Below are 14,581 nucleotides of genomic sequence, written 5' to 3' on the forward strand. Positions count from 1 at the left end.
ATCGTCAAGCACTTTTTACAAAATCTTACAAAAATCTTTTAGATTTTTTCGCAACAATCTCCATATTGCAGCCCAATAAAAAACTCAATCTGAAAAGTCCTATCATAACAAGTACGCTATAATATACATCAAATATATTTTCTTTCATTTTTTAATTAAATTATTTTCATAATGGAAGAATTTCTGTCACTGTACCGTTAGAACTTTTCCCATAAACAGCACTTCCTCATTTGCACTGTCGTAGATCAGAAATGCAAATGGCCGTGTCAGCTCAACATCTTTTATAATCGGATCCGTATCCATTGCAGACATGCACTCCATTGTTACTGCAGTCACAGCGGCAGCTTTAGTTCCATTTTCGTCTAGTTCCAGCTTTGTTTTCTGTAAAACAGAACTGACATGGACCGCTTTATCTGCAATGCCTGAAAAATCAGCATCGTCCGAAAAAACATTCTCAAGTCCTATTCTACTGAGGATATCACTTAACTCAGCGGTTGTTTCAAAATTCAACTTAGGCATTTTACAGTTAACTTCATCGTATTCCGGTTCTGATTTCAGAAGACCTTCAATATCCAGCTCATCAAGAGTAAAATCTCCTTCTGCTTTCGGCAAAATTCCAATGAAGCTCAGATTATTTGCATAGTATTTTTCAAATGCTATTGCCGCGTCATTTTCATAGTAATTATCACCGATGCTTGTCATGTACTTTGTTTCTTCGTTATCGCCGAATTTTTCTTTTTCATCAGAAACATCCCATGGATCCTGGGACCATCCGGATTCAAAATACAATGAATTGGTGAGACACAATTCACTGTTTTCATTAAGCATATCAGGTTTCATAATTTCCGGAATCAGCCCATCTGTATTTTCATTGCACCATGCATTAATAGTATTGCATGTGTTTTCTTTATCAGAAAAATCAAGAATTTCCGCCTCTGCTTCAAAATTATCTTCTGCATTTTTTTGAAATTGGTCCTGCAGAGTCAGTCCCCGATTTACCCATAAAGCATCTGCAATTTTTAATTTCGATGTATAACCATAATTTTCATCTTCTGTATTATAGCTTTTAATTACATTCATATACTTTCTGGCATATGCTGCAAAATCATCGGTTCCTAAATATTCATTTAATGCGTTTTTCGTTTCGCCCTTGGCACCTTCTGCAATCATGCCAAGGGCGAAGTTAAGGCTTGTGGGGCTGAACATTATATTGGAATCCTGATTTTCTTTGGCTATTTCATCTGTAAGGTTAATAGAATTCTGCAGATTAACTGATTTATCAAGATCAATGTTCTTTTCAGCTGCATTTAATTCTGCGTGACTGGCTGTGGCAGCATATGCATGGATTGGAGGAGCCATGGTTGTCATGAACGTCAGTGCCCCAGCAAAAAGTTTTATTTTATTCATGTATAACCTCCTTGTACGGTCGATAAAGTCCTTTTAGCAAAGGTTTTCTGCAAGTTTTTGTTTTATTTTAACATATTTGTTTCTTCTTTCTGTTATATTAATTTTCATTTAGTATAAGCGAATTTCCGTATTTACAAGCAGCTCTCCCTCATATTGTAGTTTAACAGAGAAAAAAAGTTTTTCCTCTGAAAGAAGCAGGTTCAGAAAAACTTTATCACCTTCCCATGTAGGAAGCTCTGGCACTATTTTCTTATCAACCCAGCATAGTTCGCCTTCATTGCATTCAATCAGTTCCCCGGTATATCCATCGGCTGTAAATACACACATAAGCTCAGATTCACATTCGCTGTTTATAAAGGTTACCAGGCCACGAAATTTGTAGGAAGTAAGTGTGAGTCCTGTTTCTTCTTTTACTTCACGCAGAAGACATTCTTCAGGGGATTCCTGATCTTCTGTATGTCCACCTACACCGATCCATTTGCCTTTATTTATGTCATTTTGCTTTTTTACTCTGTGAAGCATCAAATATTTGCCATCGTTTTCGATATAGCATAAAGTAGTTATTGTCATTTATTCTCCTTCCCGCAGGCACTGCTTTTTCTGTAAAATATAAAACAAGGGCGATGCATATCAGTTTTATACATGCCCCTGTTTACTGTTTTAAATGATTAGCTTCAGATTTCGCGTGTAGCTTCTTTCAGCCATTCTTTTTCCTCTTCTTCCAGATATGGAGAAATCTTTTTATATACCTGTGCATGATAATTATTAAGAAGTGCCCGTTCCTGCACAGTCATCAGCTCGGGAACAACAGCATCCAGATCAAACGGTACCATAGTCAGATGTTCAAAGCACATAAACTGGCCAAATGAGGTTTTCTCTGCTTTTTTGCATACAAGCAGGTTTTCGTGGCGGATTCCATATTGGTTTTCCACATAGTATCCAGGCTCATCTGATGTGATCATACCCTCTTCCAGTACTGCATTATCTCCCTGAATAATTCTCCAGCGGAAGCTGTTTGGTCCTTCATGAACATTCAGAAGATAACCAACTCCATGTCCTGTTCCATGATTAAAATCCTGTCCCATTTCCCATAACGGACCACGCGCCAGATAATCCAGATTTACACCAGTACAGCCATAACGGAATTTGGCATTTCCAAGGTTCAGCATGCCACGTAAAACAGCGGTAAAATATTTCTTCTGCTCGTCATTCACAGAGCCCATAACAATTGTGCGGGTGGTATCTGTAGTACCTTCGTAATAGTGTCCGCCTGTATCTGCCAGAAGGAAATTGCCAGGCTCAATGGCAATATCTGTCTCTGGTGTTGCAGAATAATGGTTGATTGCAGCATGAATGCCATAAGAAATAATGGGGTCAAAGCTGTTGTCGATAAAGTTCTCCTGCTGGGCACGGAAGCTGTACAGCTTCTCTCCTGCACTTAACTCTGTTATTGGAATTTTGCCAACATTTTTCTTTAGCCAGCAGATGAATTTGGTAAGCGCAACTCCGTCTTTGATATGAGCGATACGTTCATTTTCTACTTCTACTGGATTTTTAATTGATTTTGGAAGAAAAGTCAGGTTGGCTTCATCCAGAATCGTTACTTCCTTCGGAATACTGTTTACCAGACGACAGTTGGCTTTCTTTTTACAAAGAAGAACTGTCATGTCTTTCTCAAATGTTTTTACATATTCATAAATGCTGTCATAGGGCAAAATGGTTACGCCATCCTTAGATAATGCGTCCAGAATTGAAGCCGAAAATGCTTTTTCATTTGCAAACAGCCTGATTTCTGTTTTGGTCATGACCAAATAAGAGAGAACAACCGGACAGCAATGTACATCGCCGCCACGAATATTCAGCAGCCATGCAATGTCATCCAGAGAAGTCAGTACAAATCCATCTGCACCTTTCTCTTCCATTGATTTACGGATTCTTCCACATTTGTCAGCACGGGATTCGCCTGCCCATTTTACATCCAGTTCCATAACCGGTTCGCAGGAAAGTGCCGGACGATCTTCCCAGATTTCTCCTACCAGATCAGAATCCGTCTGAAGAGTGGCTCCTTTTTTTGCAAGAAGTTCGGCCAGTTCATCTGCTTCTTCGGCGCTGACGGTTCTTCCGTCAAAACCAAGGCACATTCCCTCGCCTAATTTTTCTTCCAGAAACTGGTGCACAGTGGGAACATCTGGTTCTCCCATTTTAAAAAGCTCTACACCCGTTCCCTCCAGCTGTGCGGCCGCCTGGATGAAATATCTTCCATCTGTCCACAATCCAGCCATATCCTGCATGATGACTGCTCTGCCGGCAGATCCGGTAAAACCTGTAATATATTTTCTGCACTTAAAGTATTCTCCTACATATTCAGATGCATGAAAATCATCTGTGGGAACAAGATAAGCATCTATTTTCTTCTCTGCCATTACTTCCCGAAGTGCGGTGATTCGTTCTTTAACTGTCATAAAACTGACTCCTTCCAGTGAATTTTGTCTATTCCTATTATAATATCCACGTTACCTTTTCGCAACCTGTTTAAGAAAAAACACTTTTCTATTCCCAAAAGACGTGATATACTAACTTTCGAAATGAATGATATGCAAAATAGGATTTTATGCGTCAAGTGTTCGGTGAATGGGGAGTTGTCACTGAAACGAAAAGCACGTCTTACGGTATATTATCCGCACCCGTTGCAAGCACTATAAGAGGGATATCTCATATTGTGTCAGAGCCTGCCTGAAAGGGATTTTCTACAAGACGCACGTTGCGATTTGTGGAAACGTTTTTTAACAGACTCAAGGGAATGTTTTCGACATACATTCTATCACAATTGGAGATATCCTTTTTTGCGTATTAAGCAGGCAGATATTCGAATTCGAAAATCCTTCCCCGGTTTTATCAAAAAAGGATAGTCTCCGCAATCAAATACAAAGGAGGTTATTTTTAATGGTTGACAAACAAAAAGTAGAACAGGCCATCCGCCTGCTTCTGGAAGGAATCGGTGAGGATATTACCCGGGAGGGACTGATTGATACTCCCGACAGAATTGCACGTATGTGCGAGGAAATTTACGGTGGTCTCGATCAGGAAGCAGATCCCCATTTACTGAAGCAGTTTCCAGTAGAAAATAATGAGATCGTATTGGAAAAAGATATTACTTTTTACTCTATGTGCGAGCATCATCTGATGCCTTTTTATGGTAAGGCGCACCTGGCTTATATTCCCGATGGAAAAGTCACAGGATTAAGCAAGCTGGCACGTACGGTAGAGGTTTATGCCAGAAGACCGCAGATCCAGGAACGCCTCACAGTACAGATTGCGGACGCTCTGGAGCGTGCCCTCTCTCCGAAGGGAATTATGGTTATGCTGGAAGCAGAACACACCTGCATGACCATGCGAGGCGTTAAAAAGCCAGGAAGCAAAACAATTACGACTGTAACCCGCGGAGCCTTCAAAGAAGATAAGGAGCTGCAGAAAATGTTCCTTTCCATGGTCGGAAAATGAGCAGTTCTTTTTCTGAAACAAACCGTATTTCTTTAATCTGGCGGCATCCCCTTTATCAAAAGCACTGTAAGAAAATACAGGAGCTTGAAAAAGATCGTATTTTCTGCAGACATACGCCGGAACACTTTCTGGATGTTGCCAGGCTGATGTATATTTATTCTCTGGAAAACAAGCTTAATCTGTCCAGAGAAATCATTTATGCCACTGCTCTTCTTCATGACATTGGCCGTGCGCAGCAATATCTGTCGGGTATTTCTCATGACATTGCAGGAGCTGAAATAGCCGGAAAGATTCTGGCAGATCTGCATTTTACAGAGCAGGAAAAAGAGGAAATATTATCTGCGATCAGTCAGCACAGGACGGATGGATCTGATAATGTGTTGGCTATGCTGCTATATAAGGCTGATAAAAAGTCCAGAAATTGTTTTTCCTGTTCAGCAGCTTCAGAATGTTACTGGCCTTCTGAGAAAAAAAATCTGACAATTGAATATTAAGCCTTCTAAAAAATCTAACAGAAAGGATGGTTTCTATTTATGAAAATTGGAAATCGTTTTTTTGATACACAAAATCACACTTATATAATGGGAATTTTAAATATTACTCCTGATTCTTTTTCCGATGGCGGGAAATGGAATCATTTAGATGAAGCTTTGCGGCATACAGAAGCCATGATCGCGGATGGTGCGGATATTATCGATATTGGCGGGGAGTCTACGCGTCCCGGACACACGCCGGTCAGTGCAGAGGAAGAAGCTCAGAGAGTTTTGCCCGTTATCGAAGCGGTCAGAAAACGTTTTGACATTCCCATTTCTGTAGATACCTTCAAAAGCAGCGTGGCAGAAAGTGCGATTCAGGCCGGTGCAGATCTGGTCAACGATATCTGGGGATTAAAATATGATTCTGAAATGGGCGCTGTAATTGCCAAATATGATGCTGCATGCTGTCTCATGCACAATAAGTCCAATACAGAATATAACAATTTTCTCATTGATATGCTTTCTGAGACACAGGAATGTGTCAATCTTGCAAGAAAAGCAGGAATCAAAGATGAGAAAATCATTCTCGATCCAGGGGTTGGATTTGGAAAAACATTTGAGATGAATCTGGAAACTATGAATCATCTGGAGCTTTTTAAGAATCTGGGCTTTCCGGTTCTTCTTGGCACCTCACGCAAGTCGATGATCGGACTGGCACTTGATCTGCCTGTAGACCAGCGTGTAGAGGGAACACTGGCTACCAGTGTAATTGGTGTGATGAAGGGCTGTTCTTTTGTGCGTGTTCATGATGTCAAGGAAAACAGACGCGTGATCCAGATGACAGAAGCAATTTTGGGTTGTAATTGAGAGTAAAGAGGACATTCGCAATCCGCTTTGCTACTTGCTCATGAACGCAGTCGCGAAGCGACTGCGTTCAAATTCCTCAAAATTGTAAATAGCCAACAGAAAGGAACAACTGTTATGGATGAAACCAGATTTGATAAAATAGAAATTAAAGAACTGGAAATTTTTGCCAACCATGGTGTCTATCCGGAAGAAAATGTACTTGGACAAAAATTTGTTATTTCTGCCACCCTCTTTACCCACACACGTCAGGCCGGGTTAACGGATGATCTGTCTGCTTCTATCAATTACGGAGAAGTCAGCCACATGATTACAGATTTCACCAGAAAACATACTTTTAAGCTTCTGGAAGCACTTGCAGAAAATCTTGCAGAGATGCTGCTCGACTCTCTTTCCGATCTGGAACAGATCACACTGAAAATTGAAAAGCCCTGGGCTCCTGTTGGTCTTCCACTGAAAACCGTATCTGTGGAAATCACAAGAAAATGGCATACTGCATACATTGCTTTTGGCTCTAATATGGGAGATAAAAAGCTGTTCATCGACAATGGGATACGTGGTTTGAAAAAAACAAAAGGATGCCGGATAGAGGCCGTTTCTGATTATCTTGTAACAGAACCTTATGGTGTTACCGATCAGGATGAATTTCTGAATGGAGTTTTGAAAATGCGTACCCTTCTTTCACCGGAAGAATTGCTGGAACGTCTTCATCAGCTGGAACAGGAGGCAAACCGGGAACGTATTATTCACTGGGGTCCTCGTACTCTGGATCTGGATATTCTCTTTTATGATCAGGAAATCATTGATACTGCAGATCTTCACATCCCCCATCCGGATATGCAGAATCGTGACTTTGTGCTGGCTCCTATGAACCAGATTGCCCCTTACCTCAGGCATCCTGTACTAAATCAGACAATTTCACAGCTTTTAAATATTCTTCTTTGCCGCTAAACGAACATGTCGCCTACCGGCTACATCACATATGAAAGTCAGCTGTTCCGCGCCTATAGCACTCCCACAGCTGCCGACCGCATTCGTAATCCGTGCTATCACGCCACCGTACGGTTCCGTATACAGCGGTTCAACCAACTTAACAAGTGACAATCTAACATTGGGGCTGCCGGAAAACAGGCAGCCCCTTGTGTAATAATTCGCATCTGCTGTCAGGAAGTGAGACGCTGTCCGCAATATTCACAGTTGCACAGGCGGCCTTTTATTATCTGATTCTTTGCACCGCAGCTGGGACAGGTAACTGTAATATAAATCTTCTCATTCACACGTCTGTTTGGTGCAGTAATCAATATATAATTTTCTTCTCTGTCTATCTGAATATTTCGAATATACCCTTTGGCAATCATTTTTTCCAGTTTCCTTACAGCATCTTTTCCCATCTCAGTCTCAAACTTCTCAAATGAGAGCGTGCTCTGGGCATAAGATTCAAACCAACAGGCTATTTCTCTGGCTTTTTTCTTCTTCAATGCTTTCTGGATTTCCCGGAAGGTGGGATACAAAAATAACAATCCCAGTATAATCTCCGTTGCTGCCATTCCCCAGCATCCTTCACCAATATATTTCTCTGCTGCGCCAATAGCTCCCAGAGTAAAAAGTATACAGAAGCCACAAAGAACCCATTTCAGTTTTCCTAACACTCCTGTTTTTTTATTCTTTTCTGTTAAAAAATCATTCATGTCTGTTTCCTCTTTCCCCAATTAATCAATCTCTGTTATATACGAAAGCCTGTTTAAAAAATCATTCCTGCAATCTGCACACCCTGATGAATCTTCTGTCAGCATATACCAAAATCCGTCTGTCAGCCAGCTCCCAGCAAAAGCCACGCATCGCCTAACGGATCGTAATAATAAACCACATTATCTCCTGCCGCATAATATTTTTCTTTTGTAAAATGTTCCTCATGATCTGTCCCTATAACAAATACCGGACAGTTTCTTCCCTCAATATACTCCTCCGTACCGGTATACCACAGGGACATTCCAAGACCAAGGTAATAACTAACTTCGTCTATTTGCGCAATCAAGTCCCTGGCAATATTTATATCCAATGAATAATCATACTCTGATTGATACTCATCCCAATCATAATATATTGAAAAATCATAGCAGTAGGCTTCCGCTGCAAGGTGTCCATCCTTTAGCGATACCATAGGATGGTATTGCACACTCATATTCTGCTTCTGCACAGAAACCATTACATTGGAAAAAATCTCGCTCATATTGCAGCGCAGGATAATGACTTCATTTTCCTGCCCCATATACCATGGATTGTTCAGATCTTCCAAATATTCCCCTTCTTCCGTAACCTGAGTCGGATAAATACTGATCTTACAATCAAGTCCTGGAACAATAGCATAGATTTCATAACCTCCTGCATCAACAACAGTTCCATCCTGCAAAAAAGGATAAGCCGCAGCCAATTCTTCCTGCCTGGTATATTCAAGTATCTCTGATGTATCTGCATTTTCATAAGTGTAGCCCAGAAATGCCATTCCAGCCTGGCATTCATTTTCTCTGATAATGTCTTGCAAAATTGCCAGATTCTCTTCTGCCCCAGAAGTTTGGGCAGATACTTCTCTCACACATTCACCGTAGTTACTAAAAGAAAACAGTACTGCGCAAACACATACAGTAATAGAAAATTTTTTCATACTTTCAGCTCCTTCCTGTCAGAATATGCCTATGCCTTTCTATTTCAGTGTGGTTACAATCAATTTACTTTCCAACGCAGCTGCTATCAGATCTTCCTTACAGCTATATCCTGCCTTGTCAATCATTTCCTGAAAATTCCATCTTACCCCGGAAGTCGAACAATCCATTTTCCTTGCAATCTCCGAATAGGACATCCCATGAATATACAAACGCAGCATCTCCAGTTGTCTTGGACTGATATCACCGCTTGTGATCCAGTTAAGTTCCACCTTTGGCGTTATATCCGGAAATACACGCTCACCATTTAAGGTTCTGTAAATCACACTCCGTATATCCTCTTCACCGTGATCTTTATACCAGAGACTGTCCGCACATCCGCTTTTTGCTCTTTCCAGCACCTTGGGATCGATCAAAGACGTAACAACCAATACCTTTGTATATGGGTACTTTTCCCTGATCATTTTTCCGGCGCTCAGCCCATCGTGATTATGAAATGTCTGAACATCCATGATTACAAGATCTATTACTGAATAATCACAGATTTTTACAGCTTCACGGGCATCCGAAATTGTCTGAACATGTCGAAATTCCGGATCCTGCATAAGAATATATTCAAAATACTTCTGCATGATCTTCTGATCTTCTACTATCAGTACACGTACCATCCAAACTCATCCTTTCTGTCAGCGGCATCTTCAATATCAGACAAAACTCAGGGACAAATAAAATTTGCATTGTGCAGTTCATTGATTCGGCTGCTTTTCTCAGTGCAGACAAACCACCGCCTTCTTCCGCATTTTTTTCAGGCGCATCTCCATCATTGGTGATCCGGATGTTGTATTCATTTGCATATTTGTCTATCTTCACAAAAACAACATTGCCGTGGGCATGTCTGGCACAGTTTGTCACACATTCACGGATTGCTCTGTCTGCCAGAACTCTGTAAGATGGATATAAAGGAAAGTTTCCGCTGATCTGAACCGAAATCCCAAGCTCCTCTGCATGTTTAATCGTATCCTCATACAGCTTTTCCATACTCTCTACGGCAGAGCCGGTAAGAATATAAACCAGATGCTTCAATGCAGACAATTGTTTATCCATTTTGTCCTGATTTTCTTTTCTCTCCAATATTCTGCGTATTGACAGAAGACTTCGCCCAAAATTATCATGGACTTGCATTTTCATAGCAAGTGTTTCCTGCTCTCTGATTTTATCACCGATTTTTTCGTACATTTCCTCCAGCTTATGATTCAGGATTTCCAGCTTTTCATTGTTTGCCCTGATCTTTTCACTATTATAGTAAATTTCTGATACATTAACTGCTACTGTCTGCAGATATCCTGCACAATCCGGCTCCTGCAGACGATATTCCTGAAACATCCAGACAGAATCATCTGGAAAATAAAACACGTTACTGTCGCTGCTTAATCGGATAAGTCCTTTTGATATAATTTCATTGTCCATTGCTTTTCGCAATGTATCATAATCCTGCAGATAAGCCCCCGTCATCATTCTGCACAATTCCTGCATCTTAGTATTACACAAAACAATCCTTCCAAGCGAATCCGAAAAGCATACTCCACACGGAACGTCATCCACAGCTTCATTCACAGACCAGTACGACAAGGAATGATTATATTTGTATCTCTCCTTCCAGATTGCCCAACAAAGATAAAATGTCAATGCAACAATCCCTGCTGCTAAAATACTGGCCGGATAATCCTGGAGCATTGGCTGATATGCACTTTCTCCAATACTATATCTATGCTCATTCATCAAAGAAACCATAAGAGCAAAAGAAACTGCAAAAACAGTTATTGTCGTTATCACTTTCTTTTTCCCGGAAAAACAGGTGATTCTTAGCAGAAAGAGAATAAGTTCCAAAATCAGGCAGATTTCCAGAAGAATCATCAGAAAATTCTGCATTGCTATGCTGCATTCTACAAAACTATTCATCTGCCGCCTCTCTTTCTGAATATGCTGCACCCAACAAACCATTCTTTTTCATCTTCCTGCTGCACTTTAAGGTCCGGTCTTTCTGACATTAAGCCGCACAGATCTGCCTCTGATGCAATGTGAACGGAAATCCGAAGATCATCATCAATCTGCGACACACGGTAAAACATAGACTGCATCACATCAGATAGCCGTTCTGCAAGCCATTCAAAGGTATCATAGCATTTTAGTATATCCTCTGCATTCAGCTGAATATCTCCATTTTCCACATAATAAGCAGCCCGGATCCTGCATAATTTTAAACTGTCACAGGATTCTGCAAGACTTTGCCTGAGATCTTCCATAGTAAGCACATTTCCATCTGATGTATATTGTGTCAATACCAGATTTTTTCTCCGCTTCAAATATGTACCAATAACTACAATTTTACCGAGAAGCAGATCATATCGTTCCCTTGATTCCGTCCTTTCCAGTTCATCCATCAACTGCGACAGCAATTCCAGCTGTCCGGCAGTCTGATTCTGTATCATGTTTAACAGCCGATTCTGTTCTTCTGTTTTTCTTCGCTCCGCTTCTTTCTCATAGGTTTTCTGCAGCAGTCTGTTTCTGGCAGTCAGTTCTTCCTGCTGTTCCCGAATATCCTGATATTGATCCAGCAATATTGAAATATCTTCTGACCAAAACAGATGTCCTCCCCTTATGGGAATATGGTTGATCCGGATTCCCTGTTCCTGCACAGATGATCTGTGAATGATCATTGTACGCATTTCAGGAGAAAGCTTGGGAAAATCACCAGAATGATAATAACGCTGAAAAGAATCATCTGTAATCTCTGCGTCTAGCCCTCCTGAAGTCTGGAATAATTCAAAATATCGATTGTTTGTCTGTATCAATCCGCATACTATACAGCCCTGATAAATTGCTGCCATTAAAAGACAACACACTGCTGTCATATCCCCTGCAAGGGTTTTGATGAAAGACAAATGAAATATATTTCCAACATTCCATCCCAGAAGCAATATTCCTGGAATGACTGGCAGCCAAAACTGTTTCTTTCCCGGAATCCTGCTTTTTCTGATCAGAATAATTTCCATTCCTGTCAGACAACTCAGCATCCACCCCTGAATCACTGCAAAAAGAATACCATAACTATAATCCCTATCCGAAAATGGAGGCTGTTTAGAAAACCGAAACACCAGCTGATGCAAATCATTTGTAAAAACACTTATGATCAATACTGCCGCCACAGTCAAAAGAATTATGATTTGTCTGACCGTTTTTTCTTCATCTTTTTCAACAAAAAACAATGCTGCTGACAGACCTAAAACAGGGATCAAGATCATCGGAATATAATACAGATACCAACATATATGTTCTCCAAGAGGTTCATGAAAAATATGAAATTTCACTGTTCTTACAAAGAACCAGAATACCATCAGACAACCAATTGCAGTCAGACATCTGCGCATTTTTTTATATACTACATGCTTTTCCAGATAGATTACCCAGGCACAGTACAGCCCCAGGTAAATACAATTGCGGCACTGGTCGGCAAAATTTCTTGCAAAAGTATTTTTCGGTCTTACCAGCCTGCAGAAATAAGCCAGAAGCACGCTTATCAGAATTACTCCATACGACAACATCCTCTTTTTATTATATGTCATGAAAATTCCTCTCTCATTGTATACTTTTATAACAAGTATACTATAAAACTCTGTTTTATTATATAGTTTTTAGAGAAATTGTCAATTTTCAGAGTTTTCCGATTATTGGTCACTGGTTTAGAATGAACAATAACCCTATTATCACGAACAGAGTGAACAATCATGTCCACTCTGTTTTTCATTACTTAAAACGGTCTTGGCTGACCACAATATTCGCAGAACCTTCCCACATTCTCTGCACCACACTGGCATCTCCACGATCCGCTATCAGGTTGCATTCCTGGGTTCATGTTCATTCCAGGACGCATTCCTGCGTTCATGCTCATTCCAGGCTGCATCCCTGTGTTCATGCTCTTTCCAGGCTGTATTCCGGCATCATTTTGTGTCAAAGCCGCAATGATCTGATGTCCAGTCTGCTCCACTTCCATCAATTCGCCTCCCTTTTCACTGCTTATGGAAAAAGTATTCAGACGAAAATCCATATCGTCAAACCAGGGAGTGTTAACCTTAATGCGCATAGTATAATCAAACTCATAGTCATATATTGGCGGCTGATAGCTTACTGTCTTTCCATCCTTTGTATAGGTTTTCTCAATCTGTTGTCGATCCACCTCTACTCTACACTGTACAATAGCGGATAAAGGAACTATATCCGGATTTTCATTGACATCCAGTTTTCGTGCAACAGTAAAATTTCTCTTATGATCATCAATGAAAACAGTATAATTTCTGGTACTGATCTGACGGGTTATGCCAAAATCCATTACTGCCTTTTTGTTATTTTCACGATATTCCAATTGACGTTTTATATCCTCTACCGTACTGTGCCGCCGTTCCTCAAACCATGGTGATAATTTTTTGGCACAGTTTTTACATAGATTTCCGTCATCTAATTTTCGATTCCCCAGTAAACCTATTTTTTCTCCGCAGATATCACAGATTTTCTTATCAAATAATCCCATAGCTTTCCTTTCTTTTCTGCCGCACCAGAATCATGCAATTCTGGTGCGGCAGTATTTTACACTATTCTACAACATCTATTTTGTCAAAATATGTCTTTACGGAGAAGTCCTCCCCATCTGTTTCAGAAGTTTCTTCTTCACTGCCATCAGACTCCGGTTCAAAACACAGTTTTCCATCATCTAATAAACTGAGCCTCATAGTATCACAACTGAAAAGCATAGTTCCAGCCTCATCTCCCGCTGCAGTTTTCAATACCAGAATATTTCCATCCATTTCTCCCTGGAGTTCAGCTCTGCCCTCTTCTCCGCTTTCAATTACGATAAGCTCAGACTTATCTTCCTGAATAGACAACATCATCTCAAATCCGGTCAGTTCAGAATTGACAGGCATCTGCATTCCAAATGCATCCATCAAAGTGCAGATCCATTCTCCTTTGAAATCCTCCATGGTCGGGTTTTCCACCGGTTTGCCTGGTACATATGGCTCATACTCTTCCTTTTCCTGGCTTAGGATCATTGTCGTTCCATCTGCAGTTATCGTTATTTTGCCATCAGCATACTCACATTCTACCGTTTGATCGCTATAAGTCATCAACAATTTATCATTTTCTATTTTCCACTCTGATTGATCTGCCTCTGGTTCTTCCCCACTGTAGGACGTTATGGTTTCCATCTGACCGCCTTCTTTAATATCCACGGTCACTTCCATTCCCATTACTCCTGAATGAAACAAAATGTCTCCACCCATGGAAAGCTCATTTACATACCAGGTTCCAATAACATCCTTTTCTTCAAGTGCATAAGCATTCACGCTCATCAGGCCTGTCATTAAGACTCCAACTGTTCCAGCCACCCACAGTCTCATTTTTTTGTTCATAAAAACATCTCCCTTCTTGTTATTATCGTGTTTTTTGTTATTTTCATTATACGTGAATGCTTTCCTATTTGCACTAGCACTTCTGACAGTAACTGAACTGATCGGGTACATCGAATATTAAGCAACCGCCATATTGACTTGTCTGATTTTTCATCTGCTGCGCCTACGTCAGTCACCGTAGCCACCCAGAATTTAATCCACACAAGAAAAG

14 protein-coding genes and 1 riboswitch are annotated in these 14,581 nt (G+C 40.6%); of the genes, 4 read left to right on the top strand and 10 right to left on the bottom strand.

Features of this window, described 5'->3' with window-relative positions; genetic code table 11:
• Nucleotides 1–186: 186 nt before the first annotated feature.
• The 3 genes from PGQ38_RS14130 to PGQ38_RS14140 all read right to left on the bottom strand — a co-directional run bounded on the left by PGQ38_RS14130 (nucleotide 187) and on the right by PGQ38_RS14140 (nucleotide 3,869).
• Nucleotides 187–1,407, bottom strand: a complete 1,221-nt coding sequence (locus tag PGQ38_RS14130) for a serpin family protein (protein WP_270432295.1) — start codon at nucleotides 1,405–1,407, stop codon at nucleotides 187–189.
• Nucleotides 1,408–1,515: 108 nt separating this feature from the next.
• The gene (locus PGQ38_RS14135) at nucleotides 1,516–1,977 is read right to left on the bottom strand and encodes an NUDIX hydrolase (protein ID WP_270432297.1); all 462 of its coding nucleotides are present in this window, start codon (nucleotides 1,975–1,977) and stop codon (nucleotides 1,516–1,518) included.
• 104 nt (nucleotides 1,978–2,081) lie between these two features.
• Nucleotides 2,082–3,869 (bottom strand): aminopeptidase P family protein, encoded by a 1,788-nt coding sequence (locus PGQ38_RS14140; RefSeq protein ID WP_195993099.1) that lies wholly within the window; start codon nucleotides 3,867–3,869, stop codon nucleotides 2,082–2,084.
• Between the two features lie 133 nt (nucleotides 3,870–4,002).
• Nucleotides 4,003–4,099: riboswitch (THF riboswitch) on the top strand.
• A 251-nt stretch (nucleotides 4,100–4,350) separates the two neighbouring features.
• Between PGQ38_RS14140 and folE the strand changes: the two genes are divergently transcribed.
• The 4 genes from folE to folK all read left to right on the top strand — a co-directional run bounded on the left by folE (nucleotide 4,351) and on the right by folK (nucleotide 7,199).
• Entirely contained in the window at nucleotides 4,351–4,908 is a 558-nt protein-coding gene (folE, locus tag PGQ38_RS14145) for a GTP cyclohydrolase I FolE (protein WP_187565518.1), read from the top strand.
• Nucleotides 4,905–5,402, top strand: a complete 498-nt coding sequence (locus PGQ38_RS14150) for an HD domain-containing protein (RefSeq protein WP_195700139.1) — start codon at nucleotides 4,905–4,907, stop codon at nucleotides 5,400–5,402. Before folE ends, PGQ38_RS14150 begins: the two co-directional genes overlap by 4 nt.
• A gap of 39 nt (nucleotides 5,403–5,441) precedes the next feature.
• Nucleotides 5,442–6,251 (top strand): dihydropteroate synthase, encoded by an 810-nt coding sequence (gene folP, locus PGQ38_RS14155; protein WP_270432302.1) that lies wholly within the window; start codon nucleotides 5,442–5,444, stop codon nucleotides 6,249–6,251.
• Between the two features lie 114 nt (nucleotides 6,252–6,365).
• On the top strand, nucleotides 6,366–7,199 hold the full coding sequence (folK, locus tag PGQ38_RS14160; RefSeq protein ID WP_173716184.1) for a 2-amino-4-hydroxy-6-hydroxymethyldihydropteridine diphosphokinase: 834 nt from the start codon (nucleotides 6,366–6,368) through the stop codon (nucleotides 7,197–7,199).
• 212 nt (nucleotides 7,200–7,411) lie between these two features.
• On the opposite strand, the gene PGQ38_RS14165 is transcribed toward folK, so the two are convergent.
• The 7 genes from PGQ38_RS14165 to PGQ38_RS14195 all read right to left on the bottom strand — a co-directional run bounded on the left by PGQ38_RS14165 (nucleotide 7,412) and on the right by PGQ38_RS14195 (nucleotide 14,370).
• On the bottom strand, nucleotides 7,412–7,936 hold the full coding sequence (locus PGQ38_RS14165) for a hypothetical protein (protein WP_195379770.1): 525 nt from the start codon (nucleotides 7,934–7,936) through the stop codon (nucleotides 7,412–7,414).
• A gap of 122 nt (nucleotides 7,937–8,058) precedes the next feature.
• A complete protein-coding gene (locus PGQ38_RS14170; protein WP_270432306.1) occupies nucleotides 8,059–8,910 on the bottom strand; it encodes a hypothetical protein in 852 nt (283 codons plus the stop codon).
• A 39-nt stretch (nucleotides 8,911–8,949) separates the two neighbouring features.
• Nucleotides 8,950–9,576, bottom strand: a complete 627-nt coding sequence (locus PGQ38_RS14175; RefSeq protein ID WP_173716186.1) for a response regulator transcription factor — start codon at nucleotides 9,574–9,576, stop codon at nucleotides 8,950–8,952.
• The gene (locus PGQ38_RS14180; RefSeq protein ID WP_270432310.1) at nucleotides 9,524–10,867 is read right to left on the bottom strand and encodes a sensor histidine kinase; all 1,344 of its coding nucleotides are present in this window, start codon (nucleotides 10,865–10,867) and stop codon (nucleotides 9,524–9,526) included. The genes PGQ38_RS14175 and PGQ38_RS14180 overlap by 53 nt, the downstream gene beginning before the upstream one ends.
• Nucleotides 10,864–12,531 (bottom strand): histidine kinase N-terminal 7TM domain-containing protein, encoded by a 1,668-nt coding sequence (locus PGQ38_RS14185; protein ID WP_195589005.1) that lies wholly within the window; start codon nucleotides 12,529–12,531, stop codon nucleotides 10,864–10,866. The genes PGQ38_RS14180 and PGQ38_RS14185 overlap by 4 nt, the downstream gene beginning before the upstream one ends.
• Before the next feature lie 185 nt (nucleotides 12,532–12,716).
• A complete protein-coding gene (locus tag PGQ38_RS14190; RefSeq protein WP_270432312.1) occupies nucleotides 12,717–13,493 on the bottom strand; it encodes a DUF4428 domain-containing protein in 777 nt (258 codons plus the stop codon).
• 61 nt (nucleotides 13,494–13,554) lie between these two features.
• On the bottom strand, nucleotides 13,555–14,370 hold the full coding sequence (locus tag PGQ38_RS14195) for a hypothetical protein (protein ID WP_270432315.1): 816 nt from the start codon (nucleotides 14,368–14,370) through the stop codon (nucleotides 13,555–13,557).
• Between the last annotated feature and the right edge of the window lie 211 nt (nucleotides 14,371–14,581).

The organism is Blautia faecis (assembly GCF_027662325.1).
In the GTDB taxonomy this organism is placed as follows: domain Bacteria; phylum Bacillota; class Clostridia; order Lachnospirales; family Lachnospiraceae; genus Blautia_A; species Blautia_A faecis.

Excerpts from the sequence above, each read along its gene's own strand:
- PGQ38_RS14165 (WP_195379770.1), bottom strand. The coding sequence starts at position 7,936 with ATGAATGATTTTTTAACAGAAAAGAATAAAAAAACAGGAGTGTTAGGA.
- PGQ38_RS14185 (WP_195589005.1), bottom strand. The coding sequence starts at position 12,531 with ATGACATATAATAAAAAGAGGATGTTGTCGTATGGAGTAATTCTGATA.
- PGQ38_RS14135 (WP_270432297.1), bottom strand. The coding sequence starts at position 1,977 with ATGACAATAACTACTTTATGCTATATCGAAAACGATGGCAAATATTTG.
- PGQ38_RS14170 (WP_270432306.1), bottom strand. The coding sequence starts at position 8,910 with ATGAAAAAATTTTCTATTACTGTATGTGTTTGCGCAGTACTGTTTTCT.
- PGQ38_RS14195 (WP_270432315.1), bottom strand. The coding sequence starts at position 14,370 with ATGAACAAAAAAATGAGACTGTGGGTGGCTGGAACAGTTGGAGTCTTA.
- PGQ38_RS14130 (WP_270432295.1), bottom strand. The coding sequence starts at position 1,407 with ATGAATAAAATAAAACTTTTTGCTGGGGCACTGACGTTCATGACAACC.
- folE (WP_187565518.1), top strand. The coding sequence starts at position 4,351 with ATGGTTGACAAACAAAAAGTAGAACAGGCCATCCGCCTGCTTCTGGAA.
- folP (WP_270432302.1), top strand. The coding sequence starts at position 5,442 with ATGAAAATTGGAAATCGTTTTTTTGATACACAAAATCACACTTATATA.
- PGQ38_RS14180 (WP_270432310.1), bottom strand. The coding sequence starts at position 10,867 with ATGAATAGTTTTGTAGAATGCAGCATAGCAATGCAGAATTTTCTGATG.
- PGQ38_RS14175 (WP_173716186.1), bottom strand. The coding sequence starts at position 9,576 with ATGGTACGTGTACTGATAGTAGAAGATCAGAAGATCATGCAGAAGTAT.
- folK (WP_173716184.1), top strand. The coding sequence starts at position 6,366 with ATGGATGAAACCAGATTTGATAAAATAGAAATTAAAGAACTGGAAATT.
- PGQ38_RS14190 (WP_270432312.1), bottom strand. The coding sequence starts at position 13,493 with ATGGGATTATTTGATAAGAAAATCTGTGATATCTGCGGAGAAAAAATA.
- PGQ38_RS14140 (WP_195993099.1), bottom strand. The coding sequence starts at position 3,869 with ATGACAGTTAAAGAACGAATCACCGCACTTCGGGAAGTAATGGCAGAG.
- PGQ38_RS14150 (WP_195700139.1), top strand. The coding sequence starts at position 4,905 with ATGAGCAGTTCTTTTTCTGAAACAAACCGTATTTCTTTAATCTGGCGG.